Raw genomic sequence first — 25,877 nt, forward strand, 5'->3', positions numbered from 1 at the left:
GCCGCCCGGGGTCAATAGCGCCAAGGTCGCACATGGCCGCAACGGGCACCGTTGACGGGAGTCCACAGGGATGCCATGATTCAGATATAAGATCACCGGGCAAATCCGGGGCAGAATACGGGCAGACGAGCAGCATGCCATTCAACGACGCGGGGCGCCCATGCGCATAACCGCCGTAACCTGTGTGAAGAACGAGGGCCCGTTCCTGTTGGAATGGATCGCCTTCAATCGCCTGTTGGGCGTGACCGATCACCTGCTCTATTCCAACGACTGTTCCGACGGCACAGATACGATGCTGGATGCGCTGGCCGCGCGCGACGATCTGGGCGCGCTGGTGGGCAATGTCGTGCACCTGCCGAACCCCGCCAAGGGCCGCAACTACCAGATGGAGGCGCTGAAGGATTCCGCGCATCAGAAGGTGGTCAAGCAGGCCGACTGGGTCTGGGTGGCGGACGTGGACGAGTTCCTGAACATTCACGTCGGCGACCACACGATCCCCGCGTTGATCGCCGCCTGCGGCAATCCGCAGACGATTTCGGTGACGTTCCAGTTCTTCGCCAACTGCGGTGTGACGGATTACGTCGACCGCCCCGTGATCGAACAGTTCGACCGTTCGCACAATCCCGACCTCTGGTGTGGCGAGACCGCGATCGAGGTCAAATCCTTGGTGCGCAAGGATTTTCCATTGCAGTATTACGGCGCGCACCGGCCGTTCTTCAAAAAGGAGCTGTCCGCGGACAAGCGCCCGAGCTGGACAGACGGCTCGGGGCGTGGCGTGCCGCACAAGTTCCACGTCGCCGCCAACCCGCGCCGCATCCGCAAGTTTCCGTCCACCGGCGCGCGTGAATTCGCGACACTGAACCACTATGCTTTGCGCTCGCTCGACAGCTATTTGGTGAAGAACGACCGCGGCGACGTGAACCGCGAGAACCGCGCCTTTGACGACACCTATTGGCGCGAGCGCAACGATCCCTCGTATCAGGACACCTCGATCCACCGCTACCTGCCTGCCCTGACCGCAGCGCTGGACACGCTGAAGGCGGATGCGCAGATCGGCGCGCTTCACGCGGCCAGTGTCGCGGCGCACAAGGCAAAGCGTGATGACCTCATGGCGCAGCCCGCCTATGCCGAGATGTACCGCCACCTGAACGCCCTGCCGACCTACCCGCCCGGCGAATACGAGCTGATGATGGAACTGGGGCTGGTATGACAGTCAAGCTGGTCAACCTCGGTCTGCCGAAAACCGGCACCACCACCCTTGCCCACGCGCTGGACAAGGCGGGCTGGACCGTGGCGGATCATAAGGTCCGCCGCATCCACACCCGCGAGGTGGGCCTTGGCGGCACCTTCATCGGACGGCAGCTCTACAACGGCTATTTCGAGACCGGCGATCCCTTCGTCCATCTCGACCCGATCTACGACGCCCTGACCGAGATCAGCGTGCTGAACGGCGACACCTCGGTCTGGCCGCAATGCGACTACGCGATGTTGAAGGCGATGCGCATGGCCCGCCCGGACATGCTGTTCGTGGCGACATGGCGACCCGCCGCCGACACCTCGGACTCCATGCGGCGCTGGAACAACATGGGGACGGACCGGCTGCCCAATGGCAATATCCCCGGCCTGCCGCGCGGCTACGGCGGCTCTGACGCCGAGCGTATCCGCTGGATCGACGGCCATTACGACATGCTGCGTGACCTGTTCGGTGACGATCCGCGTTACCTCGAACTGCCCGTGGGTGCCGACAATGCCCGCGACCTGCTGTCCGCGCATCTAGGGATCGACCTGCCGTGGTGGGGCCGCCTGAACGTCAACGACACGCCCGACGGCATGGAGGGGGCCGCATGACCCCGCTCCGCCCGCCGCATCGCCCCGTCGTTCGTCCAATCTCAAGGGTTTTCGGCCCAGACTTCCGGCGCACCCGCGCCACGGAAGGACGCCGCATGACCCGCGCCTCACGCCTGAAGATCGTCAACCTCGGCCTGCCGAAGACCGGGACCACCACGCTGGCCCGCGCCCTGCGCGAGGCGGGGCTGTTCGCCGCCGACCACCGCGTCCGCGAGGACGACACAACCGACCGCCGCGTGCGCAACACCTTTGTCGCGCTCAGCCTTTACGCGGGCTGGTACGACGATGGCGACCCGCTGGGACGCCTGACCTTTTACGACGCCCTGACCGAGATCAGCGCCCTGCGCCCGCCCCTGTCGCTGTTCCCGCAATGCGACTACCCGGTGCTTAAGGCCATGCGCGACCGCCACCCCGAGGTCAAATTCGTCGCCACGACCCGCCCGCCCGAGGACGTGTGTGAAAGCATGGACAACTGGCGCGACCTTGGCCGCCGCATCGCCGACGGCACGATCCCCGGCCTGCCGCATGGCTACGGCGCGGACTGGTCCGAACGCATCCACTGGATCGAATCCACGCTGCAAACCCAGCGCGACGTTTTTGCCGGGCGGGACAATTTCCTCGAACTCGACGTGGGCGCGCCGGACGCGCAGGAGCAGCTCTCCGACTTTCTCGGCCTCGCGCTGCCCTGGTGGGGCCGCGAGAACGCCAATCCGAAACGCAAAAGACACAAGGTTGCCTGATGCGGATCTACGTACATATCGGCCCCGACGGGGCCACCGCCGACCGGCTGCAACACATCCTCGACGCCAAGCGCGACCAGATGCTTGGCAAGGGCGTGCTCTATGCGCGCTCGCCCGGCGCGCGCAACCACACGCGCCTGTTCATGGCGGTCACCGACCCGGACAACATCGACAGTCTGCGCTTCAACCGGGGCTACATCGCGCCCGAGAAACAGCAGGTCCTGCATGACGACGTGGCGCGATCGCTGGCCGAGGAAGTCGCGCGCGCCAATTGTCACACGCTGATTCTGTCCGCCCACCAGCTGGGCAGCTCGCTTGTGACCCGCTCGGAACTGGAACGGCTGAAGGCGCTGCTGGCCCCGATCTCGACCGACATCCGCATCGTCGCGCATCTCGACGACCCCGCGCGCCTGCTGATCCGCCGCTATGCCGCGCAACTGCTCGAAGGGCGCTCGACCTCGCTCAGCGCCGAACTGGACTGCTGCGCGGCACCGTCCTTCTGGGACGCGGCGCTGGTCACGCGGCCCCCGTGCGACCCGCAGGGCGGCCAGTTCGGCGAGGTGCAGGGCGCGTGTTTCTGGCTGGATTTCAAACGCCTGCAATACGAATGGGAAGCGGTGTTCGGCCCCGGCACGATGTCCTTCCGCGCCACGGACATGGACCTGCTGACGTCCGAGAACGCCCCCGAGGAAGCCCGCGCCGCCTTTGGCATCACCGACACCATCGGCAAGGCCGAGCCGTGGGAGCCGCCGCAGCAACCCGCCGCAGCCTGGCTGACCCGCTGCCGCATGTTCAACGACGCCGTGCTGCGCCTTCTCGCGCTGAAACAGGTGATCCTGCCGCGCCAGCTGTGGCGCAAGTTCCTGGGCGAGATCAAGGTCCATGGCCCCGCCATCGAGCCCGGCACATTGCATGCCCTCTCCGAGCGTTTCGCCAAGGATATCAAGCTGATCTGCGTCGAACATGATCTGGACGACGAACTGATTGCCCCTGACGCACCGCTGGACAACTGGACCGAGGCCGATCCCACGCGCGGCTTCCGCGCAACGCAATACCTGATGGCCTTCCGCTGGCGCATCAACCAGGCGACCAAGGAAGAACTGGCCAACAAGGCCGCCGATCTCGCGCGTCTGGCTGCTGCGACGCCTGTCCCGGTGGCGGCCCCGGCCATGACTCACGCGATGGCCCCCGCCATGGCGATGGCCGCTGCGGCCCCCACGGCAATCTCCGTCACCCTGCGCGAGGCCGCAGAGGCCGCGCCGCCCACCGCGCCCGCAGACGTGGACGCGATCCTCTCGCCCACCGCCCGCGCGCTGATGCCCGATCTGGCGAAACAGAACTTCGTGAAACTCCAGACCTCGCCCTTTGCGCCGCACAACCGGCTGGGCCGGGTGAACGAGGACGTGCAAGGCCCTGACTACGCCGCCATCGCACCGCGCCAATTGCCAGCTGGCAATTCTGGCCGCGTCATCGTCGGCTGCATGAAGAACGAAGGCCCCTATATCCTCGAATGGGTCGCCTACCACCGCGCCGTGGGCTTCGACAACTTCCTGATCTACACCAACGACTGCTCGGACGGCACGACCGAGATCCTCGACCGCCTGCAGGACCTCGGCCTCCTTCAGCACCGCAACAACGACAAGTGGGAAGGCAACTCGCCCCAGCAATTCGCGCTGGACAATGCTCTCGAGGAACCGGTGATCAGGAACGCCGAGTGGATCGCCCATATCGACGTCGACGAATTCGTCAACATCCGCACCGGCAACGGCACGCTCGACGACCTCTTTGCCGCCGCGCCGGATGCGACAAACTGGGCAATGACCTGGCGGTTGTTCGGCCACAACGACGTGCTGGCGCTGGATGACCGCCCGGTGATCGAGCAATTCGACGCCTGCGCCCCGAAATTCTGTCCCAAGCCGCATACCGTCTGGGGCTTCAAGACCATGTTCGCCAATATCGGCGCCTACGAGAAGATCTCCTGCCATCGCCCGAACAAGCTGGCCGACGGATTTGACGACCGGGTGAAATGGGTGAACGGGTCCGGCAAGGACATGACCGGCGAGGCGATCAAGAACGGCTGGCGGTCCTCCAAGAAATCCATCGGCTACGACCTGGTGCAGCTGAACCACTACGCGCTGCGCTCCGCCGAAAGCTACCTGGTGAAACGCCAGCGCGGCCGCGCCCTGCACGTCGACCGCAACATCGGGATCAACTACTGGATCCGCATGGACTGGTGCGATCACCGCGACATCACGATCAAGCGCAACCTGCCCCGGTTGCGCGCGGAACTGGACCGGCTGAAGGCCGATCCGGTCCTGAAGGAATGGCACGCAAAAGCCTTTGAATGGCACCGCGCCAAAGCCGCTGAGCTGCATGGGATGCCCGAGTTCGAGGAACTCTACCAACAGGCCCTCACGCTGAAGCTCACGGAAACCGAACGGGTGGCCTATGCGCTCGCCCTTGACCTGGAGAACTGACATGGATGGCAAGATCGACGTTGCAGAAGCGACCGACGATACCACGGTGACCGATGTGGCCGCAGCCACCGAACGCAATCCCTACCTGCGCTCGCGCGGGCTGCGGATTCCGAAGCACCCGGAACTGACCGTGGGCCGCGTGCGCGCGGCGCTGAAGGAAGGCACCTACGAGCGCAAGGAATGCGACGCGGTGATGAAGGTCGTGAACCCGGGCGACACGGTTCTCGAACTGGGCGCGGGCATGGGTTACATGTCGACGCTGCTGGCGGCCAAGAAGAAGGTGAAGAAGGTCCTGACCTTCGAGGCCAACCCGACGCTGATCGACTACATCAAGTCGGTGCACGACGCCAACGGCGTGGACAACGTCGAAGTGCGCAACGCGCTGCTCTCGCCCGAGGCCGGTGACCCGGTGCCGTTCTACATACGCAAGAACTTCCTGGCCTCCTCAATGGATGGCGAGATCGACAAGGAGGCCATCACCGGCGAGGACCTGATCGAACGTCAGGCCATCGGACCGGTGCTGGAAGAGCTGCAGCCCGACGTGCTGGTCTGCGACATCGAAGGCGCCGAGGCAGAGCTGCTGCCCGCGGGCGACTGGTCCAGCTTGCGCTGCGCCGTGATCGAACTGCATCCGCAGTGGATCGGCCAGAAAGGCGTGCAGGCGGTGTTCGACGCCATGCAAAAGGCCGGGCTGACCTTCTATCCGAAGGCCTCCGAAGGCAAGGTCGTCACCTTCCGCAAAGGCTGGTAATCGCCACCCGTGAAGGCTTTTCGTCGAAAAGCCTTCACCCCCGAAGCGTTTTCGTCCGAAAACGCTTCGCACCCACAACACATTGATCTCATGACCATTACCGCCGTCCTTTGTGTCCGAAACGAAGCCGCCTTCCTGCTGGACTGGCTGGCACATCACCTCGCCTGCGGGGTGGATCACGTGGTGGCCCTGTCGAACGACTGTCAGGACGGAACGGATGCCATGCTCGACCGGCTGGCCGAGATGGGACATGTCACCCACATCCGCAACGACGGCCCCTACGATCAGGGCGGCATCCAGTTCACCGGGCTGAAGCTGGCCGACAAATGCAAGGCAGTACAACGCGCCGACTGGCTGCTCCCGCTCGACATCGATGAATTCGTCAATGTCCATGTCGGCGACCGTACCCTGCCCGCGTTGATCGCCGCCTGCCCCGAGGCCACGGCCATCACCCTGACGTGGCGGCTGTTCGGCAACGCGGGCGTGGTGCGTTACACCGAAGTGCCGGTGACGCAGCAGTTCACCCACGCCGCCCCCGAGATCATGCACTGGCCATGGCGCGCGGCCATGTTCAAGACGCTCTATCGCAACGACGGCACCTACCGAAAGCTGGGTGTCCACCGCCCCCGCGGCCCAGACGAGGGAAAGCTGCCGAGTGCCAGATGGGTCGACGGCAATGGCGCGCCGCTGGACGACCAGTTCCGGACCCGACGGATCTTTTCCAATTTTGGACGTCCCATGTACGGGCTGGTGCAGCTGAACCATTACCCGCTGGGGGCCATGGAAAGCTATGTTCTGAAGGCCGATCGCGGGCGTGCCGTGCATTCCGACCATTCACTCGGCATGGACTACTGGGTCGAACGCAACTGGTGTGTCGAAGAAGACACCTCGATCCAGAACCTGCCCGGCGTCACCGAGCTGCGCGGTTCTCTTGGCGCTGATCCGATCCTTGGCGACCTTCACGACAAGGCCGTGCGCTGGCGGCAGCAGCGGTTCGAAGCGCTGTTGGCACAGGAACCGATGCGGGCCTTGTTCGCGCGGCTCCTGATGACTCCCCCGGCGCGCCCGGTGCCCCTTGATGCCGCGCTGTTCCTTGCGCATCACGCGACGATGGCCCGCCAGACCGAGGGCGGCGCCCAGGATTGACGCCAGAGGGGGACGCTGTCCCCCGCTCCTTCGGAGCCCCCCTGAGGTATTTCCCAAACCAAAGAAGCAGGGGCCCGGGCGCCCTACGCACAGAATTACCCTGTGTTTGACACAAATTTGCCAGTTCCGCCGGACATTGTTTCCTGAAACGCCGCCAGAAGTGCGGCGCGTGAGGGTATCGACGTGGCAGCACAGAACGGCTTCTCCCCCGATTTTTCCGAACTCGCCCGTGGCGAGTGGCTGGCGGCTTTGCGCGCGCTGGGTGACGAACACGGTTTCGCGGAACCGCTGGGCAAGCGCCATGCCGGGATATTTGTCGAGGATGGCGACACGCTGCTGGTGTCCTTCGAGACCATGTCCGGAATCGAGGCCCTGTCGGAGACTCGGACGCCGCTGGGCTTCGACATGGTGCGTGACTTTGGCTGGTCGTCGCTGTCCCTGCTGTCGCATGGCGACACCTGGTTCCGGGACCCGATGGTCTACGGCTTCTTTGACCAATTGATTGACGACGACTTCTTTGACGAGTTCGAGACGGTAATCTTCTACGGCGCGGGCCCCTGCGGTTACGCTGCGGCGGCCTATTCCGTTGCCTCGCCGGGCGCGCGGGTGTTGGCGCTGCAACCGCAGGCGACGCTGGATCCCAGGGTCACGGAATGGGATGATCGTTTCACCGACCACCGGCGGTCCGACTTCACCTCGCGCTACGGCTATGCTCCGGAAATGGTGGACGCTGCCGATCAGGTTTACGTGCTGTATGACCCGCGGGAACGCCTCGATGCCATGCATGCCGCCTTGTTCGAACGGCGCAACGTCGCCCGCTATCGCATGCCGTTTTTCGGCGGCGCGCTGCAAACCGACCTGAGAATGCTCGACCTGTTGCCGCAGATGCTCCAGGCCACGGCGGAAGCCAGCCTGACTCCCGACCGCTTTGCCGCGATGTTCCGCGGGCGTCGCGGCTACCCGCCCTACCTGCGCAAGTTGTTGGCGCATCTGGACGGCGAGCGCCGGGATCTGCTGACCCGGATGCTGTGCCGCAATGTCTCGACCCGCATGAACGCACCGCGTTTCCGCCGCAGGTTGGCCCAGCTGGAGGCCGAGGCAGGTGCCACGCCGACGGCCCCAGAGGACGACCCGACCGTCCTGTAAGACGCGTCAGGGTTTGCGGTTCAGTGCGAAATCCCGCAACTCCTGTTGGAAATACCCCAGGCTCGCCAGCAGGGTGAACAGGAACACGCGCCCGCCCTCGCCCAACAGCGACAGAACCGCCGCTGCGGTCAACAAACAGACCAGAAGCGCCGCGACTCCCCGGTCCTGATCGGCGATCATGCCTTCGTCGCCCAGCCAGCGATAAAGCTGATCTGTCACCTGCGGTTCTATCCGTTTGGCCCCCCAGCCAGCCAGCGCCCCAGCGATCAACGTCAGGATCATCTTCCTGCCCCCGTCTTCCATGTACGTCCGCACTCCACCGCAAAAGGCATAGCCCACCACGCCCCTCTGGTGAAGTCCGCCTGCGTCATGCTAACGGGATCGCATGACCCATATCACGCTCCCCCGCCCCGATGACTGGCACCTGCACCTGCGCGACGGCGCGATGCTGCGTGCCGTGGCCCCGGAAACCGCGCGCCATTTTGGCCGCGCCATCATCATGCCGAACCTCGTGCCGCCGGTCGTGACAGGCGCACAGGCAGCCGCCTACCGCGACCGCATCCTGGCGGCGCTCCCCGAGGGCAGCGCCTTCACGCCGCTGATGACGCTCTACCTGACCGAGGAGACAGACGCGGCCGACCTCGTGCAGGCGCATAAGGACGGCATCATCACCGCCGTCAAACTCTACCCGGCGGGCGCGACCACGAACTCGGCCTCGGGCGTGCGCGACTTTGACAAGGTCCGCCCCGTGCTGGATGCCATGGCCGAGAACGGCGTGCCGCTTTGCGTGCACGGCGAAGTGGTGGACAGCGACATCGACATCTTTGACCGCGAGGCCGTGTTCATCGACCGCGTCCTCGACCCGATCCGCCGCGCCACGCCCGGCCTGCGCGTCGTGATGGAGCACATCACCACCTCGCAGGGGGCTGATTATGCCCGCGAAGGCGGCGATACCCTTGGCGCGACCATCACCACGCATCACCTCGTCATCAATCGCAACGCCATCCTCGTTGGCGGGATCAAGCCGCATTACTACTGCCTGCCCGTGGCCAAACGCGAAGAACACCGCCTCGCGCTGCGCCGCGCCGCGACCTCGGGCGATCCGTCCTACTTCCTTGGCACGGATTCCGCGCCGCACCTCGACCCGCTGAAGGAAAACGCCTGCGGTTGCGCCGGGTGCTTCACCGCGACGAATACGCTTTCGATCCTCGCCGAGGTGTTTGAACAGGACGGCGCGCTGGACAAGCTGGCCGCCTTCGCCTCGGAAAACGGTCCGCGTTTCTATGGCCTGCCGGTCAGCAGCGATACCGTGACCCTGACCAAGGGAAATCCGGTCACCTACCCGGCCAAGATCGAGACCGAAGACGGCGACGTCACGGTGTTTGACCCCATGATGCCGTTGCACTGGGCGGTATCGTGATGAAATAGCAGGCACGGGGCGGTCAATCAGCCGCCCCATGCCACCGTGACCTGCGACCAACGTCGTAGACGTGTTATCCTGGTCGAAGGGAGGAGCCGCAACGCGAGGCTCCCATGGATGCACTGATCGACTTGCTTCTGGACTGGATCGGCGACAACTCCGCCTATCGCACAAGCAACCTGCCCCATCCCGATGTGATCGAACTCTCGCCGCAACAACTGACGCGCGAGTTCTACAGCGGCGTGGCCCACCTGATGCCCGACAGTGGCATCGACGAACGGCTGAACGCGCTTTATGCGGCCGGCGACGGGCCGCATGGAACCGTCTATATCCTCGCGCCCAAGGCTGTGGCCGATGCCGGGCACTTCGAAGACCCGCATGACAATCCCCTGTGGCGCGAAATCCTGCTGCATGAACTGGTGCACCACGTGCAACACATGTCCGGAGCCGTCGAGGGATACGCCTGCGTCGCCATGGGCGAGGCGGAAGCTTACGGTCTGGGCGGCATTTACCTGCGCCAGCGCCACGTCACCGACCCGCTGCCGAACCGCAATTTCTGGGCCGCGATCTACGCACGCTGTTGAACCATAACGTCATGCGCCCTGCCGTGTCGGCAAATTTTTGCGGAACAATTGTTCATCTTTTACATACGCTTACCGTCGAAAGCCGGAAATAAGCACATGTCCCGGGAACCTTTTATTGAAATCGAAAACCCATAGGTTTTAGGCTGATCCCAATGACCTTCAAGAGGTCGAGGGACAGAAAAGGGAGCCAGCCATGGACGCGCTTCTCGACGCGCTGCTTGCCTGGATCGGCGACAACAGCACCTATGACACCGCGCATCTTGCCCACCCGACGGTGGTCGAGGTCAGCGCCGAAGACCTGACCGCCCGGTATTACCAGGGCAAGGCCCACAAGGCCCCCGCTGACGGGGTCGAGGATCGGCTGAACGCGCTGTACATCGCAGGTGACGGCGCAGACGGTACGATCTACATCCGGCCCGCGACGACCATCGAGGGAGCGAAGTACTTCGCCGACCCGCACGAGAACCCCCTTTGGGCGGAAATTCTATTGCACGAACTGGTCCACCACGCGCAGCACGCCCGTGGTGCCGAGACCTGGACCTGCGTCGCGCGAGGAGAGGCGGAGGCTTATCGCATGGGGGGTCTGTGGTTCAAACAGCGCCACCTGCCAGACCCCATGAGTAACCGCGAGATCTGGCGCGATCTGTACGACGACTGCTGACGCGCAGCGGCGTCTACTCCAGAAGCCGCCGTCGCAGCTCCGGGTCGGGCATGGCGCAGAGATCCGTTTTGCCGAAGTGATACCGGTTCCGGGCGATGCGCGCGTATAGCCAGTCTTGCAGGCCGGATGGCAGCCAAGACAGCGCCCGTAACGGCAAGTACGCGCGATGCAGACCCGGCAGCAGACGGATCATGGCATCCAGCGATCCGTAGGCACGCCCTTCCCTGATGAACACCCATGACTCCGGATCGTCGGGCGAGAGGCCGAAATGCGCCAGCAGCGCCCGACCCAGCCGGGATTGTGCCCTGCAGATCCGCACCCGATCATCCCGGTCCAGCCGCGCAATGCGCCGTGCCGTGGCGGAGCACAGCGCACAGTCGCCGTCCATGACGACCAGCCACAGGCTGTCGTCGAATGTCGGCACCGAAGGGTCCAGCCGCCATGAAAACGCGGAGCGTGATCGGGGTCGCATTGCCCTCTCCTTTCCGGCCATCGCCCCGACAGCCTTCTATCAGCGCGATCAATGCGCAAGGCGGCAAAGCGTCCGACGCCCTTTTCCCCGACCGCAAAACCCGCTAAGGGCCACGCCAACCAAAGGAGTGCCGCCCATGATCCCCTCGACCTATCCGACTGCCGAAGAAATGGCCCGCCTGACCGCGCGCATGCTGTGGGAAATCGAGGCGGTGAACTTCATGGGCGACGAACCGTTCAAGCTCGCCTCCGGGCAGCTCTCGCCGGTCTACATCGACTGCCGCAAGCTGATCTCCTTCCCGCGCATCCGTTCGACCCTTATGGATTTCCTGACGGTCACCGTGATGCGCAACGCGGGTTTCGAGGCGTTTGACAACATCGCGGGCGGCGAAACCGCGGGCATTCCCTTTGCCGCGCTGGTCGCGGAACGCATGGGCCTGCCCATGACCTACGTGCGCAAGAAGCCCAAGGGCTACGGCCGCAACGCCCGGATCGAAGGTGCCATGACCGAAGGCCAGCGAGTCCTGCTGGTCGAGGACCTGACCACCGACGGCGGGTCAAAACTGTCCTTCGTGGATGCGATCCGTGACACCGGGGCCACCTGCGGCCACACGGCGGTGATCTTCTACTACGGCATCTTCCCCGAGACGATCAAAACGCTGGGCGACCACGGCGTGCAGCTGCATCACCTCTGCACCTGGTGGGAAGTCCTGGCCGAAGCACCGGCCAAACACGCGGGCGTTCTGTCCGAGGTCGAGTCGTTCCTGAAGGACCCGCACGCCTGGCGCGCAGCCCGCGCGTGAATTAATCATTATTAACGCTACGGAAAGGCGTTCTTTACGCGCGACAAGCGCCTGGCAGAACGCATTTGCCTGTTGCGCAGGCGCAACGCGCGGCGAGTCGCCCCGCCGATCCGGTCAAGATGTTGACGGGGCGGCGGGCAAAATGCCAATATGCGGTAACGATAAGCGAGGCGCAGCTTATCCCCAGAAACATACATTTTGCCCTCTGGCGGGAACCTCTGGTAGGCGGACCGCCTGAGCAGATGGGGGAGAAAATGAACGAGATCACGACGATCAATGCGACGGGTGTCGAGGTCCAGCAGGCCGACACCATGCCCCATTCCATCGAAGCCGAGCAGCAGCTGCTGGGCGCGATCCTGACCGACAACGAGATCTTTGACCGGATCGCCACGTTGATCCGGGCCGAGCATTTCTACGACCCGGTGCACAAGCGCATCTTCGAAATCGCCTCCGCGCGGATCGCGAAAAACAACCTCGCCTCTCCGGTGACGCTGAAGGCCTTCATGGCCGACGACGAGGGATTGCAGGAACTGGGCGGCGCCGCCTACCTCGCGCGCCTCGCGGCCTCTGCCGTGTCCACCTTTGCCGTGCGCGACTACGCGCAGATGATCTATGACCTGTCGATCCGCCGTGACCTGATCCGCCTGGGCCGCGACATCGCCGATCAGGCGGCCAAGGTCGACGTCGCCTCGGAGCCGCGCGAACAGATCGTTGCCGCTGAACAGAAGTTGTACAAGCTGGCCGAACAGGGTCAGTCGGAATCGGGCTTCCAAAGCTTCCTGCGCGCCGTGACCGAGGCCGTGAACGTCGCCAACGCCGCCTATCAGCGCGAAGGCGGCATGGCGGGCATCTCCACCGGTCTGATCGACATGGACAAGAAGCTCGGCGGCCTACACCCCTCGGACCTTCTGATCCTCGCGGGCCGTCCGTCGATGGGCAAGACCTCGCTCGCCACCAACATCGCCTTCAACGTGGCCAAGGCCTACCGCAAGGGCCAGAAGCCCGATGGTTCGGTGGGCGCACTCGAAGGCGGCGTGGTTGGCTTCTTCTCCCTCGAAATGAGCGCCGAGCAGCTGGCGGGCCGTATCCTTGCCGAGGCCTCGGAAATCTCCTCGCACAAGATCCGTCAGGGCGACATGGAAGAGGAAGAGTTCCGCCGCTTCGTGCAGGCGGCGAAGGATCTCGAGGCCTGTCCCCTGTACATCGACGACACGCCCGCGCTGCCGATTTCGCAGGTCGCCGCCCGCTCGCGCCGCCTGAAGCGGACGCACGGTCTGGACCTCATCATCGTCGACTACCTCCAGCTGTTGCGCGGCACCGCCGACAACCGCGTGCAGGAAATCGCGGAAATCTCCATGGGGCTGAAGGCCATCGCCAAGGAACTCAACATCCCGGTCATCGCGCTGTCGCAGCTGTCGCGTCAGGTCGAAAGCCGCGAGGACAAACGCCCGCAGCTGTCCGACCTTCGGGAATCGGGCTCGATCGAACAGGACGCCGACGTCGTCATGTTCGTGTTCCGCGAAGAATACTACGTGGAACGGGAAAAGCCGGGCGAACACGAGCTGGACAAGATGGTGGAATGGCAGGAGCGCATGGCCCGCCTGCACGCCAAGGCCGAAGTCATCATCGGCAAGCAGCGTCACGGCCCCATCGGCACCGTGGAACTGTCGTTCGAGTCGCAGTTCACCCGCTTCGGCAACCTCGTCAAACCCTGGCAGCAGGGCGAATGACCGATCAGGGGGGCCTCGCGCCCCCCTGTCTCATGCCACCAATGCGATGCCCAGCAGCGCGCCCAGTTCGGCGCATATCTGCACCGCCGCCAACCCCTCGCGCGTGTAACCGCCGAGCCGGGTGACGAAGACCCAGCGCATCACCTGTCCCGACACCACCGCACCCAGCCCCGCCGCCAACCCGGCAGCAGGCCCGGAGACCAGCACCGGCCCGGCACACAGCAGCAGCGTCTGCGCCAACGCCATGCGGTAGCCATCGTCCGTCACCTCGAACAGACGCGCCTTCATCCCCTCGCGCCGCACGGCCAGCGTCGTGGCCTTGACATGCACCCGCGCCATCTGCCCCAGCCCCAGCACCGTGATCAGCGCCACTCCGGCAACCTCAGCCGGAAGCCCGGACAGCAGCGCCGCGTAAAGGCCGATCCCCAGAACCAGCGCCAGCCCGCCTGCACCGTCCAGCCCGGGCAGCGACATGCGCGCCAACACTTCTGTTCTGCGCCGCCCCGACGCTAGGGCGTCAAAGGTCGCGGCGAAACCGCGCCACCCCCACCCGCGTGTCATGAACACCACAACGATCAGCGACAGCATCGCCCCCACCGCAGGACCAAGCACCACCGCCCCCAGCCAAAGCGCCAGCGCCCCGCCAAGCCCGACCAGTGCCCCCGCCAGCGGCGCATGGCGCAGCGCCCTGACCCGCAGGTCGTCGACGCCCCCGATGCGTGGCACGGCCACCCGCCGCGTCACGTCGTACAGCGCCAGCTGCAAGAGCGTGGCTTCCAGTCGCAGCCCGTTCATCATGATCCTTCACCGTTCACCATGACCAGCATAGTTGCGCCAAATCCCCTCACAAGCCGTTATCGCCGCGCCATTTCCCTCTTGACCCCGAACGCCAAGAGGGCAAACACAGGCGCCATGGCACAGGCGAAACTGACAATCGATCTCGACGCGCTCTGCGACAACTGGCAGAGCCTGAACGCCCTTTCCCAGTCGGAAACCGGGGCGGTGGTAAAGGCCGACAGCTACGGGCTGGGCGCGGATCGCGTCGCCACAGCACTGGCACAGGCGGGCGCGCGCACCTTCTTTGTCGCCGTCGCCGAAGAGGGCGCGAAACTCCGCCGCACCCTCGGTCCCGGGGTCGAGATCTGCGTGTTTTCCGGCCATATGCCCGGCGACCTAGGCCTGATCCGCGACGCCAACCTCGTGCCGATGATCAATTCCATCGACCAGATGCTGTGCCATGTCGAGGGCCTGCCTGGTCACCCCTTCGGCATTCAGCTCGACAGCGGCATGAACCGCCTCGGGATGGAGCCCGCCGAATGGTCTGCCCTGCGCGACATAGCGCTGGCGCAGAACCCGCGCCTCGTCATGAGCCACCTCGCCTGCGCCGATGAACCCGACCACGCCATGAACCGTCAGCAACTGGCGCAGTTCACCGCCATGACCGACGGCATCGACGCGCCGCGCTCGCTGTCCGCCACGGGCGGCATCCTGCTGGGAGAGGATTACCACTTCGACCTGACCCGCCCCGGCATCGGCCTTTATGGCGGCATGCCCTTCGTCGATGCGCGCCCCGTGGTCCGGCTCGACATTCCCGTCATCCAGACCCGCGAGGTCCTCGCGGGCGAGACCGTCGGCTACGGCAACTCCTGGGTCGCCCAGAAACCGACCCGCGTCGCGACCATCGCCAGCGGCTACGCCGACGGCATCCATCGCGCCATGGGACCGCAGGCCCACGTCTGGGTGGGCGAGCACCGCGCCAAGATCCTCGGCCGCATTTCCATGGACCTCATCGCCGTCGACCTGACCGGCGTCGACGGCACGCCCGAGACCGTGGAACTGCTCGGCCTGCACCAGGGCGTCGACACCCTCGCCGACTGGGCCGGCACCATCGGCTACGAAATCCTGACCTCGCTCGGCGCCCGCTACGACCGCGTCTATATCGGCGGATGACCCTTCTCGCGCCCCTTGGTGCGCTGGGGCGCGCCACGCTGAGCCTTCTGGCCGCCATCGGACGCGTGGCGCTCTTTGCCCTGCGCGCGCTCAGCCACATCGTCCGCCCGCCCTATTACCCGCGTGAACTGGCGCTGGCACTGCTGAACATCGGCTGGCTGTCCCTGCCCGTCGTGGGCATGACCGCCGTCTTCACTGGCGGCGCGCTGGCGCTACAGATCTACTCCGGCGGCGCGCGTTTCAACGCCGAGGCCGTGGTTCCCCAGATCGTTGCCATCGGCATGGTGCGCGAACTGGGTCCCGTCCTCGTCGGCCTGATGATCGCCGCCCGCGTCACCTCCTCCATCGCTGCGGAAATCGCCACCATGAAGGTGACCGAGCAGATCGACGCCCTCGTCACGCTCTCCACCAACCCGATGAAATACCTCGTCGCGCCACGCCTTCTGGCCGCGCTGCTGGTCGTCCCCCTGCTGGTCGCCGTGGGCGACGTCATCGGCATCTTCGGCGGCTGGGCCGTCGCCACCGGCTCGCTCGGCTTCAACGCCGCCGCCTACCTCAAGAACACGGTCGACTTCCTCGAACCCCTCGACATCATCTCCTCGCTGGCAAAGGGCTGCATCTTCGGCGGCATCGCTGCCACCATGGGCTGCTACTACGGCATGGCATCGGGCCGTGGCGCACAGGGCGTGGGCGCCGCCACCAAGGGCAGCGTCGAAGCCGCCGCCATCCTGATCCTCGCCGCCAACTTCCTGCTGACGGGGGCCTTCTTCTCGCTATGATCCCTGCCCCGCGCCCCTGCTTCTTCTTGGTCGAAATACTCATGCCCGCCCTCCACCAGAACGGAGGCCGGACGTGATAACCCTCGACGCGGTCCGCAAATCCTTTGGCCCCAAACACGTCCTGCAAGGCGTCGACCTGACCATCCCCAAGGGCACCTCCATGGTCATCATCGGCGGCTCCGGCACCGGCAAATCCGTGCTCCTGAAGTGCGTCCTGGGCCTCGTCACCCCCGACGCAGGCACCATCACGCTCGACGGTCAGGACGTGACGACGCAGGACCGCGACGCCTTCCTCGCCCGCTTCGGCATGCTGTTCCAGGGCGGAGCGCTGTTTGACTCGCTCCCCGTCTGGCAGAACGTCGCCTTCCGCCTGCTGCGCGGTTCACTTAAGCGTCCGACCAACGAGGCGCGCGAGATCGCCATCGAGAAACTCCGCCGCGTCGGCCTGACCCCGGACGTGGCCGACCTCTTCCCCGCCGAACTCTCGGGCGGGATGCAAAAACGCGTGGGCCTCGCCCGCGCCATCGCCGCCGAGCCCGAGATCATCTTCTTCGACGAACCCACCACCGGCCTCGACCCGATCATGGCGGGCGTCATCAACGACCTGATCCGCGAGATCGTGGTGGAAATGGGCGCAACGGCCATGACCATCACCCACGACATGACCTCCGTCCGCGCCATCGCCGACAATGTCGCCATGCTGCACGGCGGCCAGATCCAGTGGACTGGCCCGGTGGCCAGCCTCGACTCTTCGGGCGATCCTTACGTGGACCAGTTCATCCACGGCTCTCCCACTGGCCCGATCGCGGCAGTACGCTGACCCGTTGCCACCCGCGCGCCCCGGTGGCACAAGGCACCACGCCAAGTGGGGACCCCGATGGAAAGCCTGTTCCAACCACCGCCCGAAGTGGCGGCCTTCTTCTTCATCAAGAAGTTCGTCTACCTCGAACTCCTCGCACTGCTGGCGCTGATCCGCGTGATCGTCGGACGCGGCATCGCGCGCTGGCCCGCACTGGTGACGCTTATCCTCGCGGGCGGCGGCGTCCTGACCACCTTCGCACCGGCTTACGGCTGGAACGAAGGACCGCTCTACGTCACCTACGCCCAGTTCATGGCTGGCGGCGGCGGCATGGCGGCCCTGCTGGTGCCCTCGACGGTCTTCCTCATCTGCTCGATCACCCCGCGCGCCCGCTGGCGTGTATTGGATTGGGTCCACCTCGCCATGATGCTGGGGATCGTCGCACTTTGGTGGTGGACGTCCTAAGGCATGACCGCCACAGGGGGAAAGGAACGAACGCTTTCCCACCTTGCGGCAAAGCCTCCTACTGACGATCTGACTGATATGCGCTGGCTCAACCTCTCCTTCCTGATCCTCTACCCGTTATCGTGGTTCGCCCCCCTGATGCGCGCGGGCCTACTGCCGCTCTTCGGCATGTCCGAGATTTCTGTCATCTCCGGACTGCAATCGCTGTGGAAAACCGACGTTTTTCTTGCCTTGGTCGTCACTGCTTTCGCTCTCTTTGCCCCGATGCTGAAGACACTCGGCCTTGCGCTGATCCAGTTCGACCTGCTGGACCGCCGCGCCTTGCCGGCGCTGAACATCCTGGGCAAGTTCGCCATGGCCGACATCTTCCTGATCGCGCTCTATGTGACCCTGGCCAAGGGCCTTGGCGTCGGTCGGCTGGAAACCGCCTGGGGCCTGTACCTTTTCACCGCGCTTATCCTCGGCTCCGTCATCCTCGGCGCCATCGAAGCCAAGCGCCTGAAAACGGTTTCGGACAGCTGACGCTGTCCGATCCGCACGCCTTCGGCGTGCAAGGGGGCTCTGCCCCCGGCCTGCGGCCTCCCCCGAGGGTATTTGCATCAAGATGAAGGGCATGGAGCGCGCGTCTCCTTCATCTTGATGCAAATACCCTCGGGGTCTGGGGCAGCGCCCCAGCCGCGCCGAAGGCGCGCCGGTCGGGCGGGCGCAGCCCGGCCGAAACCCTTCATTCCCATCCGCGCAAAACCCCGCTACACCGCAGGTCCAACGCGACGAGGACACCGACCATGGCCAAAGCATCTGCCCGCTATGTCTGCCAAAGCTGCGGCACCGCCGGAACCAAATGGGCCGGGCGCTGCGAAGCCTGCGGCGAGTGGAATTCCATCGTCGAGGAAACTCCGCTGGCGCAAGGTCCCGCCGGAAAATCCCTTGGTCAAAGCCGGGGCCGCAAGCTGCCCCTGACCGACCTCTCGGCCAAGGAAGCCCCGCCGCCGCGCACCGCCTGCGGCATCGACGAGTTGGACCGTGTGCTGGGCGGCGGGCTTGTCCCAGCCTCTGCCGTCCTCGTCGGCGGCGATCCGGGCATCGGCAAGTCCACGCTGCTGCTGCAGGCCGCCGCCGCCTTTGCCCGCGCCGGGCTGAAGGTCGTATATATCTCCGGCGAGGAAGCCTCCGCACAGGTCCGCCTGCGCGCGCAACGGCTCGACCTTCAGGATGCCCCGGTGAAACTGGCGACGGAAACCAACCTGCGCGACATCCTCACCACGCTCGACGAGGTCAAACCCGACCTCGCCATCGTCGATTCGATCCAGACCATGTGGGCCGACAACGTCGACAGCGCGCCCGGCTCGGTCTCCCAGGTCCGCGCCGCCGCCCATGAGCTGACCAGCTTTGCCAAACGCCGCGGCTGCTCCGTCGTCATGGTCGGCCACGTCACCAAGGAGGGCAACCTCGCAGGCCCGCGCGTCGTGGAACACATGGTCGACACCGTCCTCTACTTCGAGGGCGAGCGCGGCCACCAGTTCCGCATCCTGCGCTCCGTCAAGAACCGCTTCGGCCCCGCCGACGAAATCGGCGTCTTCGAGATGACCGGCGGCGGCCTGTCCGAGGTCCGCAACCCCTCCGCCCTGTTCCTCGCCGAACGCGGTGAACCGGCCCCCGGCTCGGTGGTCTTCTCCGGGATCGAGGGCACGCGCCCCGTGCTGGTGGAATTCCAGGCGCTCGTCGCCCCCTCGCCCCATTCACAACCCCGCCGGTCGGTCGTGGGCTGGGACGGCTCCCGCCTTGCCATGATCCTCGCCGTGCTCGAATCGCGCTGCGGCATCCCCTTTGCCGGCCTCGACGTATACCTGAACGTCGCGGGCGGCATGCGCGTGGGCGAACCCGCCGCCGATCTGGCTGTGGCGGCTGCGCTACTTTCCGCCCGCGAGGACGCGGCGCTCCCCCCCGAGACTGTCGTTTTCGGCGAAATCAGCCTATCAGGTGCCCTGAGACCCGTCGGACAGACCGAAAACCGCTTGAAGGAAGCCGCCAAACTTGGTTTCTCCACCGCGATTCTGCCGACAGGCGGCAAGGCGCAGGGCGGGGCCGAGATGAAGCTCACCCAGATGAGCGATCTGGCCGGGTTCGTCGGCGAGGTCTTCGGGGCCGGCTGACGCAAACACACGGCCCCGGATGTGTACGGGTATACAGGAACTGAGGCGAAAGGCGCGGGTATGGAAGGTTTCACGATCGTCGACGGCATTGTCGGCCTGATCATCGTCATGTCGGCATTGCTGGCCTATTCGCGCGGCCTCGTGCGTGAGGTCATGGCGATTCTCGGCTGGGTCGCGGCGGCCATCCTCGCCTTCATGTTCGCCGCACAGGTCCAACCGCTGGTCAAGGAAGCGCCCGTCGTTGGCAAGTTCCTCTCGGACAGCTGCGAACTGTCGGTCATCGCAGCCTTTGCCGCCGTGTTCACCCTGGCGCTGCTGGTGGTCTCGCTGTTCACGCCGCTCTTCTCCTCGCTGATCCACCGCTCGGCGCTCGGCGCTTTCGATCAGGCGCTTGGGTTCTTCTTCGGCGTGGCACGCGGCATCCTGCTCGTGGCGATCGGCTTCTTCGTCTACCAGACGGTCATCACCTCGCAGGACATCCCGATGATCAACGACTCGCGCTCCGCCGCCGTGTTCAGCCAGTTCACGGGCAAGATCGAGGAACAGAACCCCGAGCAGGCGCTCGGCTGGATCACCGCGCAATACGAACAGCTGGTGGGCGTCTGCGCCGCGCCGCAGCAGTAAGCGCCACTCACACCACATCGAAGGGGCCCACGAGGCCCCTTTTTCATGCGCCCGACGAAGTCTTCAAAAGACTTCGTCCCGGAAACTTTCAAAGTTTCCGGCCCCGCCGCAAATCCATGCATCCCGCATGCAACCACGGCCTTTGTGCCCATTTTCCCCCGCGACAACGCTTCTCACGCATAGTTTTGTGATCCTTCCGTGACACTCGGCCCGATACCCCTTATGTGAGCCATCAACTGCCCCGGAATCGGAGACCTCCCCTTGTCCGAACCCCGCTTCATTGCCGCCAACCCCTTCGACGCAGCCGGTGACGAACTCCACGAAGAATGTGGTGTCTTCGGCGTCGTTGGCGTTGCAGATGCTGCCAACTTCGTCGCCCTCGGCCTGCACGCCCTGCAACACCGCGGACAAGAGGCCGGGGGCATCGTGTCCTACGCCCCCTCCGAAGGCTTCAACTCGGTCCGCCGCTTCGGCTACGTGCGGGACAACTTCACCCGCGCCTCGCTGATGGAAACCCTGCCCGGTGCGCTGGCCATTGGCCATGTGCGCTACTCCACCGCCGGGTCCAAGGCCCCCGCGATCCGCGACGTGCAGCCGTTCTTTGGCGAATTCTCCATGGGCGGCGCGGCGATTGCCCACAACGGCAACATCACCAATGCCAACGCGCTCCGGCGCGAGCTGATCGAGCGTGGCTCGATCTTCCAGTCCTCGTCGGATTCGGAATGCATCATCCACCTGATGGCACGCTCGCTGCAACGCGACATCCCCTCCCGCATGGAGGACGCGCTGCGCCGCGTCGAGGGCGCCTTCTCGGTCGTCGCCATGACCCGGACGAAGCTGATCGGCGTGCGCGACCCGCTGGGCGTGCGGCCGCTGGTGCTGGGCAAGATCGGCGATGACGGCTGGGTGCTCTCGTCGGAAACCTGCGCGCTCGACATCATCGGTGCCGAATACATCCGCGAGATCGAGCCGGGTGAGATGGTGGTCATCACCTCCAAGGGCGGCGTCGAATCCTCGCACCCCTTCCGCCCCGCGCAATCGCGCTTCTGCATCTTCGAACACGTCTATTTCTCGCGCCCCGATTCGATCATCGGTGGCCGCAGCGTGTATGAAACCCGCCGCCAGATCGGCGTGGAACTGGCGCGCGAAGCCCCGGTCGAGGCTGACCTCGTCTGCGCCGTGCCCGATTCCGGCACCCCCGCCGCCATCGGTTTCGCCCATGAATCCGGCATTCCCTTCGGCATGGGCATCATCCGCAACCAGTACATGGGCCGGACCTTCATCGAACCGACCGAGCAGATCCGCAACATGGGCGTGCGCCTGAAGCTCAACGTGAACCGCTCGCTGATCCAGGGCAAGAAGGTCATCCTCGTCGACGACTCCGTTGTGCGCGGCACCACCTCCCGCAAGATCAAGGAGATGATCCTCGACGCGGGCGCTGCAGAGGTACACTTCCGCATCGCAAGCCCGCCCACCGCCTGGCCCTGCTTCTACGGCGTCGACACGCCCCAGCGCGAAAAGCTGCTGGCCGCCACCATGTCCGAGGACGAGATGCGCGACCACCTGGGCGTCGACTCGCTGAAATTCATCTCGCTCGACGGGCTCTACCGCGCCGTGGGCGAGGCCGAGGGCCGCAATTCCAAGTGCCCGCAATACTGCGACGCCTGCTTCTCGGGTGAATACCCGGTGAAACCCGCCGACATGGTCGAACAGGGTTTCAAGATGAAGGCGGCGGAATAAGCCTCTCGGATTAAACGATAAAGGGCGATCCACCGGGTCGCCCTTTCGCTTTGGGACATGACATGAACCTGCTCGACCTCGACGCCCGCTGGAAACGCCTGAACGACCCGACTTACAGCAGCCAGATCGACGGGCGCAGCTTTGACGGGATCTTCGACATCGGCTTCGAGGAACCCGAGGACTGGCCCCACGGCCCGCGCGACAGCGACGACATGCACGTGGGCGAGGACCGTCTGACCGCCGACCTCTGCCGCCTCGATGGCCGCTACTTCCTGCGCGCGACCCTGCCGCTGCCCCTGCGCGGGGCGGATGAGACCTTCAACTTCGGCCTCTGGGTCGAGGTCACGCGCGAGACCCTGCACGCCTATCTCGACACCTTCGACACCGGCGCTGGTTTCACCGCCGAGGGGCTGACCGCCAACACGCTCCCCGGTTTCGATGCCGAGGCCACGCCCGTCACCCTGACCGCCCCCGACGCCACCCAGCGCCCGACGGCCACCGCGACCGAAGGTCCGCTACAAGAGGCGCAGACAAACGGCATTTCCTTCGACGACCTGCTCGACATCTACGCCGCCGCCGGTCAGGACATCCGCCCGCATCTGGCAGGCTGATGCCACTTGCGCCAAGGCCCGGCCACGCGCATTTTCGCGCCATGCGTGTGCTTCACATCCTCATTCTGCCTCTTCTGTTCCTGCCTGGCACCCTCGCCGCCGCAGACCCCGAGATCGTGACACTCAACGGCCTCACCGTGACCCTTCCCGCCCTGCCATGGAACCGCGACGGCTGGACACCCTCCTGGCGTTCCGTGACCGAGGGCCAGACCGAAGGCGGCAGCACCCTGACCACCGCCACCTGGCACCAGCGGCCGCAGTCCCCGGCCAACTGGAGCGACCGCATCAGGCTGACGCTGGAAACGCCCTCCGAGGCGACCCTGACCGAGGCTCTCACCGATCTTGCCGCCCCCTATGGCTGGGCTTGCGACACCGCCGGGACCGAAATCCACTCGGAGTCCCCGGACCGCCTCAACGCCCTTCTCACATGCTTCGGCACCAAAGCCGGCTTCGACGCGCCCGAAGGGCTGGACGAAATCACGTTCGCCGTGCTGACCCGCCGGGGCGACATTCTGGTCACGCTGTCCTACTCGGCGCGGGCGCGCAGTTTCGCAAACGACCCCGACCTGCAGAACACGCACTGGCGCGCCGAAGTCTTCGCTTACCTCTCACAGTTCTCCATCACCCAGCGCTGAGCCTTCGGCAGATGTCTGCGCAACCATCGCGAGGGTCGGCGGGTGGGCGCCTTCGGGCGCAGCCCGAACAGTGCCACCCGACGCGCCCGTCAGAGCCCCGGCAAGAACATGCCGCACCGCAGCACCGCGACCGGCAAACCTCCGCACAGCCTGCGCCACCCGCCTTTCAGCGTCCGATGTCGCGCAGTAGATGCCCCCGGCGAACACAGTCTCGAACACATTGGGGGCCGATATGGCACAGGAAACCACACCCGCCGCGGTGGCTCAGGCCGCGACCGAACAGGCCGCAGGCAATCTCTCCGGGCTGATCCTGCTCGGCACCTTCGGCAGCGATACCAAACCCCGCGCCCTTGTGCGCACCTCGGGCGGCGATGTGGTCGAACTCAAGGTCGGCGACCGCATCGGCAAAAGCCCGATCATCGCCATCGAAACGGGCCGCCTCGCCTTTGCCCAGAACGGCGCGACAAAGTGGCTCGCGCAGCCCGTGACCAACTGATCCTCAGCTGGTCACTTCCCGGCAGCGCGTCCACAGCACCGCCTCGGCCTCGCCAAAGCTGACCATGGACTCTTCCTCGGACAGCTGCCGGATCACCACGCTCTCGCCTGCACCCGCCTCGCCCTCGGGCAGCAGGAACTCGTAGCGGTGGCGGCTGTACCACCCCGGCACCTCGGTCCCGCCCGGCGTCACCACCGTGTCGCCCAGCACCGTCACCGACCGCCCGTCCGGGCCACACCATTGTCCGCTGATCTCGTCCGCCTGCGCCGCACCCGCCGCCAGGGCGATACACACCCCGATCCATCCGTATTTCATCGCCAGACCTCCACAACCTTGCCAGCAGCCTGCCCGATGTCTTCCCGTCAGGCCAGTCACATCGCCGCGCGCAGCCCCTCGCCAAACACGCATCCCCCCGTTAACCTGCACAAAACGCCATTTCACGCAGCACATGTCAGACACATCCTATTCCCGCGCCATCCTCGAAACCGACACCGATCCCGACACGCTGGCCATCCGCCTGCGGGTAAAACGCCAGCCGGTGAAACTGGTCTTCGTCGGCCTTTGGCTCTGCGGCTGGGCCGCCGGCGAGGTCAGCGTCCTGCTCGCCCTCTTCTGGTTCGGGATGGAGCCAATCGTGGCGGCCTTCATGCTGATCTGGCTCACGGCATGGACCCTCGGCGGGTTTCGCATCATAACCGATTTCCTCTGGGAACTCGGCGGGTACGAGCGCCTCACCGTCTCGGACCACCTTGTCACCGTGACCCGCGCCATGCCCTTTCGCCGCCGCGTCACGACCTGCGACGCCAGCGCCGTCACCAACCTGCGCGCGACGCATACCGACAGCGAAGTGGCCAGCCTGCCGGGCTCCGGCCTGAAGGCCCGCCGCGACCTTGGTACGCTGAAATTCGACTACGGCAATTACACCATCGGCTTTGGCATGGGCCTTGACCCGGACCAGGGCCGCGATCTGGCCGCGCTCATCCACCGCCGCTTTCCGCAATTCGCGCCGCGCGGCTGACCGGCCCCTGCGGCCTCCTGCCCTGCCAAGCCCGCTTGACCTGCCCCCGATTCAGCGCCAAACCGCGCTTATGACCAAGATCGCCCTCATCACCGGTGCCTCGCGCGGCCTGGGCTACGCCCTCGCCCTGTCCCTCGCACCCGAGTATCACATCTTTGCCGTCGCCCGTACCGTGGGCGGTCTCGAAGACCTTGACGACGCCATCAAGGCCAAGGGAGGCGAGGCCAGCCTTGCGCCCATGGACATCACCAACCGCGATGCCATGGCGTATCTCTGCCGCTCGATCTACGACCGCTGGGGCGGCATCGCGCTATGGGCGCATACGGCGATCCACACCGCCCCCCTGACGCCCGCATGGCAGCTTGACCAGAAGGACTGGGACAAGTCGGTCAACACCAATGTCTCTGCCATGGGCCACATGATCCCCTTCATCGCGCCGCTGCTTGGCACCGAGGGGACAGCGCTGTTTTTCGACGACCCGCGCGGTGGCCAGAAGTTCTATGGCCACTACGGCACGACCAAGACCGCGCAGATCGCCCTGGCCCGGACGTGGCAGGGCGAATCGGAAAAGACGGGCCCGAAGGTCCACATCCTGAACCCGGCTCCGATGGGCACCGCGCACCGCGCCCGGTTCTATCCTGGCGAAGACCACGCCGCGCTGGCCACTCCGGCCGAGGAAGCCACGCGCCTTCTGGGCGAACTCGACCTCTGACGGTACGGACAGAGATCGGGGCGGTTCCGGTGGCCGCCCCAACTTGCCTGACACGGCCCTCGCCCGGTTAACACAGCGTCGCCCCACGGCCATCCCTTTGCCATACCCCCTGCATCGC

At 65.4% G+C, this 25,877-nt stretch carries 29 protein-coding genes; 25 read left to right on the forward strand and 4 right to left on the reverse strand.

From position 1 onward, the window contains the following. The first annotated feature begins 160 nt into the window (after positions 1-160). The 7 genes from ACP16H_RS03885 to ACP16H_RS03915 all read left to right on the forward strand — a co-directional run bounded on the left by ACP16H_RS03885 (position 161) and on the right by ACP16H_RS03915 (position 8,108). A complete protein-coding gene (locus ACP16H_RS03885) occupies positions 161-1,210 on the forward strand; it encodes a glycosyltransferase family 2 protein (protein ID WP_425070939.1) in 1,050 nt (349 codons plus the stop codon). Then, positions 1,207-1,848: a hypothetical protein gene (locus ACP16H_RS03890; protein WP_425070940.1), complete on the forward strand. Its 642-nt coding sequence runs from the start codon at positions 1,207-1,209 to the stop codon at positions 1,846-1,848. Before ACP16H_RS03885 ends, ACP16H_RS03890 begins: the two co-directional genes overlap by 4 nt. 95 nt (positions 1,849-1,943) lie before the next feature. Beyond that, positions 1,944-2,588 carry a sulfotransferase gene (locus ACP16H_RS03895; RefSeq protein WP_425070941.1) on the forward strand — a complete coding sequence of 215 codons (645 nt, stop codon included), beginning with the start codon at positions 1,944-1,946 and terminating at the stop codon, positions 2,586-2,588. Beyond that, positions 2,588-5,065 carry a glycosyltransferase family 2 protein gene (locus ACP16H_RS03900; protein WP_425070942.1) on the forward strand — a complete coding sequence of 826 codons (2,478 nt, stop codon included), beginning with the start codon at positions 2,588-2,590 and terminating at the stop codon, positions 5,063-5,065. Before ACP16H_RS03895 ends, ACP16H_RS03900 begins: the two co-directional genes overlap by 1 nt. Before the next feature lies 1 nt (position 5,066). Then, a complete protein-coding gene (locus ACP16H_RS03905; RefSeq protein WP_425070943.1) occupies positions 5,067-5,816 on the forward strand; it encodes an FkbM family methyltransferase in 750 nt (249 codons plus the stop codon). Positions 5,817-5,906: 90 nt separating this feature from the next. Then, positions 5,907-6,962, forward strand: a complete 1,056-nt coding sequence (locus tag ACP16H_RS03910; protein ID WP_425070944.1) for a glycosyltransferase family 2 protein — start codon at positions 5,907-5,909, stop codon at positions 6,960-6,962. 183 nt (positions 6,963-7,145) lie between these two features. Then, entirely contained in the window at positions 7,146-8,108 is a 963-nt protein-coding gene (locus tag ACP16H_RS03915) for a phosphoadenosine phosphosulfate reductase (RefSeq protein ID WP_425070945.1), read from the forward strand. A gap of 6 nt (positions 8,109-8,114) precedes the next feature. On the opposite strand, the gene ACP16H_RS03920 is transcribed toward ACP16H_RS03915, so the two are convergent. After that, positions 8,115-8,390, reverse strand: a complete 276-nt coding sequence (locus ACP16H_RS03920) for a hypothetical protein (protein ID WP_425070946.1) — start codon at positions 8,388-8,390, stop codon at positions 8,115-8,117. A gap of 103 nt (positions 8,391-8,493) precedes the next feature. On the opposite strand from ACP16H_RS03920, the gene pyrC reads away from it, so the two are divergent. From pyrC to ACP16H_RS03935, 3 genes are all read left to right on the forward strand, one after another. Further along, positions 8,494-9,528 carry a dihydroorotase gene (gene pyrC / locus ACP16H_RS03925; RefSeq protein WP_425070947.1) on the forward strand — a complete coding sequence of 345 codons (1,035 nt, stop codon included), beginning with the start codon at positions 8,494-8,496 and terminating at the stop codon, positions 9,526-9,528. Positions 9,529-9,641: 113 nt separating this feature from the next. Next, positions 9,642-10,112 (forward strand): hypothetical protein, encoded by a 471-nt coding sequence (locus tag ACP16H_RS03930; protein ID WP_425070948.1) that lies wholly within the window; start codon positions 9,642-9,644, stop codon positions 10,110-10,112. Positions 10,113-10,305: 193 nt separating this feature from the next. After that, positions 10,306-10,773, forward strand: coding sequence for a DUF6647 family protein (locus tag ACP16H_RS03935; protein WP_425070949.1), 468 nt, complete (start codon positions 10,306-10,308; stop codon positions 10,771-10,773). A gap of 13 nt (positions 10,774-10,786) precedes the next feature. Here the strand turns inward: ACP16H_RS03935 and ACP16H_RS03940 are convergent, their stop codons facing one another. Then, a complete protein-coding gene (locus ACP16H_RS03940) occupies positions 10,787-11,245 on the reverse strand; it encodes a thiol-disulfide oxidoreductase DCC family protein (RefSeq protein ID WP_425070950.1) in 459 nt (152 codons plus the stop codon). 136 nt (positions 11,246-11,381) lie between these two features. Here ACP16H_RS03940 and ACP16H_RS03945 point away from each other — a divergent pair, with 136 nt between their 5' ends. Beyond that, complete coding sequence (locus ACP16H_RS03945) at positions 11,382-12,047, forward strand: orotate phosphoribosyltransferase (RefSeq protein WP_425070951.1); 666 nt, start codon at positions 11,382-11,384, stop codon at positions 12,045-12,047. Positions 12,048-12,301: 254 nt separating this feature from the next. Then, on the forward strand, positions 12,302-13,777 hold the full coding sequence (locus ACP16H_RS03950; protein WP_425070952.1) for a replicative DNA helicase: 1,476 nt from the start codon (positions 12,302-12,304) through the stop codon (positions 13,775-13,777). A gap of 30 nt (positions 13,778-13,807) precedes the next feature. Here the strand turns inward: ACP16H_RS03950 and ACP16H_RS03955 are convergent, their stop codons facing one another. Then, the gene (locus ACP16H_RS03955) at positions 13,808-14,575 is read right to left on the reverse strand and encodes an adenosylcobinamide-GDP ribazoletransferase (RefSeq protein WP_425070953.1); all 768 of its coding nucleotides are present in this window, start codon (positions 14,573-14,575) and stop codon (positions 13,808-13,810) included. Positions 14,576-14,689: 114 nt separating this feature from the next. Between ACP16H_RS03955 and alr the strand changes: the two genes are divergently transcribed. The 11 genes from alr (at position 14,690) to ACP16H_RS04010 (ending at position 24,029) form a co-directional block, all read left to right on the forward strand. Further along, positions 14,690-15,727 (forward strand): alanine racemase, encoded by a 1,038-nt coding sequence (gene alr / locus ACP16H_RS03960; RefSeq protein ID WP_425070954.1) that lies wholly within the window; start codon positions 14,690-14,692, stop codon positions 15,725-15,727. Next, a complete protein-coding gene (locus tag ACP16H_RS03965) occupies positions 15,724-16,506 on the forward strand; it encodes an MlaE family ABC transporter permease (RefSeq protein WP_425070955.1) in 783 nt (260 codons plus the stop codon). Before alr ends, ACP16H_RS03965 begins: the two co-directional genes overlap by 4 nt. Positions 16,507-16,579: 73 nt before the next feature. Further along, complete coding sequence (locus ACP16H_RS03970; protein WP_425070956.1) at positions 16,580-17,326, forward strand: ABC transporter ATP-binding protein; 747 nt, start codon at positions 16,580-16,582, stop codon at positions 17,324-17,326. Between the two features lie 57 nt (positions 17,327-17,383). Next, a complete protein-coding gene (locus ACP16H_RS03975; protein WP_425070957.1) occupies positions 17,384-17,770 on the forward strand; it encodes a hypothetical protein in 387 nt (128 codons plus the stop codon). 78 nt (positions 17,771-17,848) lie between these two features. Further along, positions 17,849-18,292: a paraquat-inducible protein A gene (locus ACP16H_RS03980; protein WP_425070958.1), complete on the forward strand. Its 444-nt coding sequence runs from the start codon at positions 17,849-17,851 to the stop codon at positions 18,290-18,292. Positions 18,293-18,555: 263 nt separating this feature from the next. Then, positions 18,556-19,923: a DNA repair protein RadA gene (radA, locus tag ACP16H_RS03985; RefSeq protein ID WP_425070959.1), complete on the forward strand. Its 1,368-nt coding sequence runs from the start codon at positions 18,556-18,558 to the stop codon at positions 19,921-19,923. A 60-nt stretch (positions 19,924-19,983) separates the two neighbouring features. Beyond that, positions 19,984-20,547, forward strand: coding sequence for a CvpA family protein (locus tag ACP16H_RS03990; protein WP_425070960.1), 564 nt, complete (start codon positions 19,984-19,986; stop codon positions 20,545-20,547). A gap of 261 nt (positions 20,548-20,808) precedes the next feature. Beyond that, positions 20,809-22,287 (forward strand): amidophosphoribosyltransferase, encoded by a 1,479-nt coding sequence (gene purF, locus ACP16H_RS03995; protein ID WP_425070961.1) that lies wholly within the window; start codon positions 20,809-20,811, stop codon positions 22,285-22,287. A 62-nt stretch (positions 22,288-22,349) separates the two neighbouring features. Continuing rightward, a complete protein-coding gene (locus tag ACP16H_RS04000) occupies positions 22,350-22,898 on the forward strand; it encodes a DUF2199 domain-containing protein (RefSeq protein WP_425070962.1) in 549 nt (182 codons plus the stop codon). Between the two features lie 41 nt (positions 22,899-22,939). After that, positions 22,940-23,533 (forward strand): hypothetical protein, encoded by a 594-nt coding sequence (locus tag ACP16H_RS04005; RefSeq protein ID WP_425070963.1) that lies wholly within the window; start codon positions 22,940-22,942, stop codon positions 23,531-23,533. 232 nt (positions 23,534-23,765) lie between these two features. Continuing rightward, positions 23,766-24,029: an amidophosphoribosyltransferase gene (locus ACP16H_RS04010; RefSeq protein WP_425070964.1), complete on the forward strand. Its 264-nt coding sequence runs from the start codon at positions 23,766-23,768 to the stop codon at positions 24,027-24,029. Positions 24,030-24,032: 3 nt separating this feature from the next. Here the strand turns inward: ACP16H_RS04010 and ACP16H_RS04015 are convergent, their stop codons facing one another. After that, a complete protein-coding gene (locus ACP16H_RS04015; RefSeq protein ID WP_425070965.1) occupies positions 24,033-24,344 on the reverse strand; it encodes a hypothetical protein in 312 nt (103 codons plus the stop codon). A 133-nt stretch (positions 24,345-24,477) separates the two neighbouring features. Between ACP16H_RS04015 and ACP16H_RS04020 the strand changes: the two genes are divergently transcribed. Together ACP16H_RS04020 and ACP16H_RS04025 are read left to right on the forward strand one after the other, a co-directional pair. After that, positions 24,478-25,047: a hypothetical protein gene (locus tag ACP16H_RS04020; protein ID WP_425070966.1), complete on the forward strand. Its 570-nt coding sequence runs from the start codon at positions 24,478-24,480 to the stop codon at positions 25,045-25,047. Between the two features lie 70 nt (positions 25,048-25,117). Then, complete coding sequence (locus tag ACP16H_RS04025) at positions 25,118-25,759, forward strand: SDR family NAD(P)-dependent oxidoreductase (protein ID WP_425070967.1); 642 nt, start codon at positions 25,118-25,120, stop codon at positions 25,757-25,759. Positions 25,760-25,877 lie beyond the last annotated feature (118 nt).

This window comes from Sagittula sp. S175 (assembly GCF_049800975.1).
Taxonomy (GTDB): Bacteria; Pseudomonadota; Alphaproteobacteria; order Rhodobacterales; family Rhodobacteraceae; genus Sagittula.

What these genes read in the sequence shown, in the direction of transcription:
- ACP16H_RS03885 (WP_425070939.1), top strand. Translation starts at nt 161, where the DNA reads ATGCGCATAACCGCCGTAACCTGTGTGAAGAACGAGGGCCCGTTCCTG.
- ACP16H_RS03890 (WP_425070940.1), top strand. Translation starts at nt 1,207, where the DNA reads ATGACAGTCAAGCTGGTCAACCTCGGTCTGCCGAAAACCGGCACCACC.
- ACP16H_RS03895 (WP_425070941.1), top strand. Translation starts at nt 1,944, where the DNA reads ATGACCCGCGCCTCACGCCTGAAGATCGTCAACCTCGGCCTGCCGAAG.
- ACP16H_RS03900 (WP_425070942.1), top strand. Translation starts at nt 2,588, where the DNA reads ATGCGGATCTACGTACATATCGGCCCCGACGGGGCCACCGCCGACCGG.
- ACP16H_RS03905 (WP_425070943.1), top strand. Translation starts at nt 5,067, where the DNA reads ATGGATGGCAAGATCGACGTTGCAGAAGCGACCGACGATACCACGGTG.
- ACP16H_RS03910 (WP_425070944.1), top strand. Translation starts at nt 5,907, where the DNA reads ATGACCATTACCGCCGTCCTTTGTGTCCGAAACGAAGCCGCCTTCCTG.
- ACP16H_RS03920 (WP_425070946.1), bottom strand. Translation starts at nt 8,390, where the DNA reads ATGATCCTGACGTTGATCGCTGGGGCGCTGGCTGGCTGGGGGGCCAAA.
- pyrC (WP_425070947.1), top strand. Translation starts at nt 8,494, where the DNA reads ATGACCCATATCACGCTCCCCCGCCCCGATGACTGGCACCTGCACCTG.
- ACP16H_RS03930 (WP_425070948.1), top strand. Translation starts at nt 9,642, where the DNA reads ATGGATGCACTGATCGACTTGCTTCTGGACTGGATCGGCGACAACTCC.
- ACP16H_RS03935 (WP_425070949.1), top strand. Translation starts at nt 10,306, where the DNA reads ATGGACGCGCTTCTCGACGCGCTGCTTGCCTGGATCGGCGACAACAGC.
- ACP16H_RS03940 (WP_425070950.1), bottom strand. Translation starts at nt 11,245, where the DNA reads ATGCGACCCCGATCACGCTCCGCGTTTTCATGGCGGCTGGACCCTTCG.
- ACP16H_RS03945 (WP_425070951.1), top strand. Translation starts at nt 11,382, where the DNA reads ATGATCCCCTCGACCTATCCGACTGCCGAAGAAATGGCCCGCCTGACC.
- ACP16H_RS03950 (WP_425070952.1), top strand. Translation starts at nt 12,302, where the DNA reads ATGAACGAGATCACGACGATCAATGCGACGGGTGTCGAGGTCCAGCAG.
- ACP16H_RS03955 (WP_425070953.1), bottom strand. Translation starts at nt 14,575, where the DNA reads ATGATGAACGGGCTGCGACTGGAAGCCACGCTCTTGCAGCTGGCGCTG.
- alr (WP_425070954.1), top strand. Translation starts at nt 14,690, where the DNA reads ATGGCACAGGCGAAACTGACAATCGATCTCGACGCGCTCTGCGACAAC.
- ACP16H_RS03965 (WP_425070955.1), top strand. Translation starts at nt 15,724, where the DNA reads ATGACCCTTCTCGCGCCCCTTGGTGCGCTGGGGCGCGCCACGCTGAGC.
- ACP16H_RS03975 (WP_425070957.1), top strand. Translation starts at nt 17,384, where the DNA reads ATGGAAAGCCTGTTCCAACCACCGCCCGAAGTGGCGGCCTTCTTCTTC.
- ACP16H_RS03980 (WP_425070958.1), top strand. Translation starts at nt 17,849, where the DNA reads ATGCGCTGGCTCAACCTCTCCTTCCTGATCCTCTACCCGTTATCGTGG.
- radA (WP_425070959.1), top strand. Translation starts at nt 18,556, where the DNA reads ATGGCCAAAGCATCTGCCCGCTATGTCTGCCAAAGCTGCGGCACCGCC.
- ACP16H_RS03990 (WP_425070960.1), top strand. Translation starts at nt 19,984, where the DNA reads ATGGAAGGTTTCACGATCGTCGACGGCATTGTCGGCCTGATCATCGTC.
- ACP16H_RS04000 (WP_425070962.1), top strand. Translation starts at nt 22,350, where the DNA reads ATGAACCTGCTCGACCTCGACGCCCGCTGGAAACGCCTGAACGACCCG.
- ACP16H_RS04005 (WP_425070963.1), top strand. Translation starts at nt 22,940, where the DNA reads ATGCGTGTGCTTCACATCCTCATTCTGCCTCTTCTGTTCCTGCCTGGC.
- ACP16H_RS04010 (WP_425070964.1), top strand. Translation starts at nt 23,766, where the DNA reads ATGGCACAGGAAACCACACCCGCCGCGGTGGCTCAGGCCGCGACCGAA.
- ACP16H_RS04015 (WP_425070965.1), bottom strand. Translation starts at nt 24,344, where the DNA reads ATGAAATACGGATGGATCGGGGTGTGTATCGCCCTGGCGGCGGGTGCG.
- ACP16H_RS04020 (WP_425070966.1), top strand. Translation starts at nt 24,478, where the DNA reads ATGTCAGACACATCCTATTCCCGCGCCATCCTCGAAACCGACACCGAT.
- ACP16H_RS04025 (WP_425070967.1), top strand. Translation starts at nt 25,118, where the DNA reads ATGACCAAGATCGCCCTCATCACCGGTGCCTCGCGCGGCCTGGGCTAC.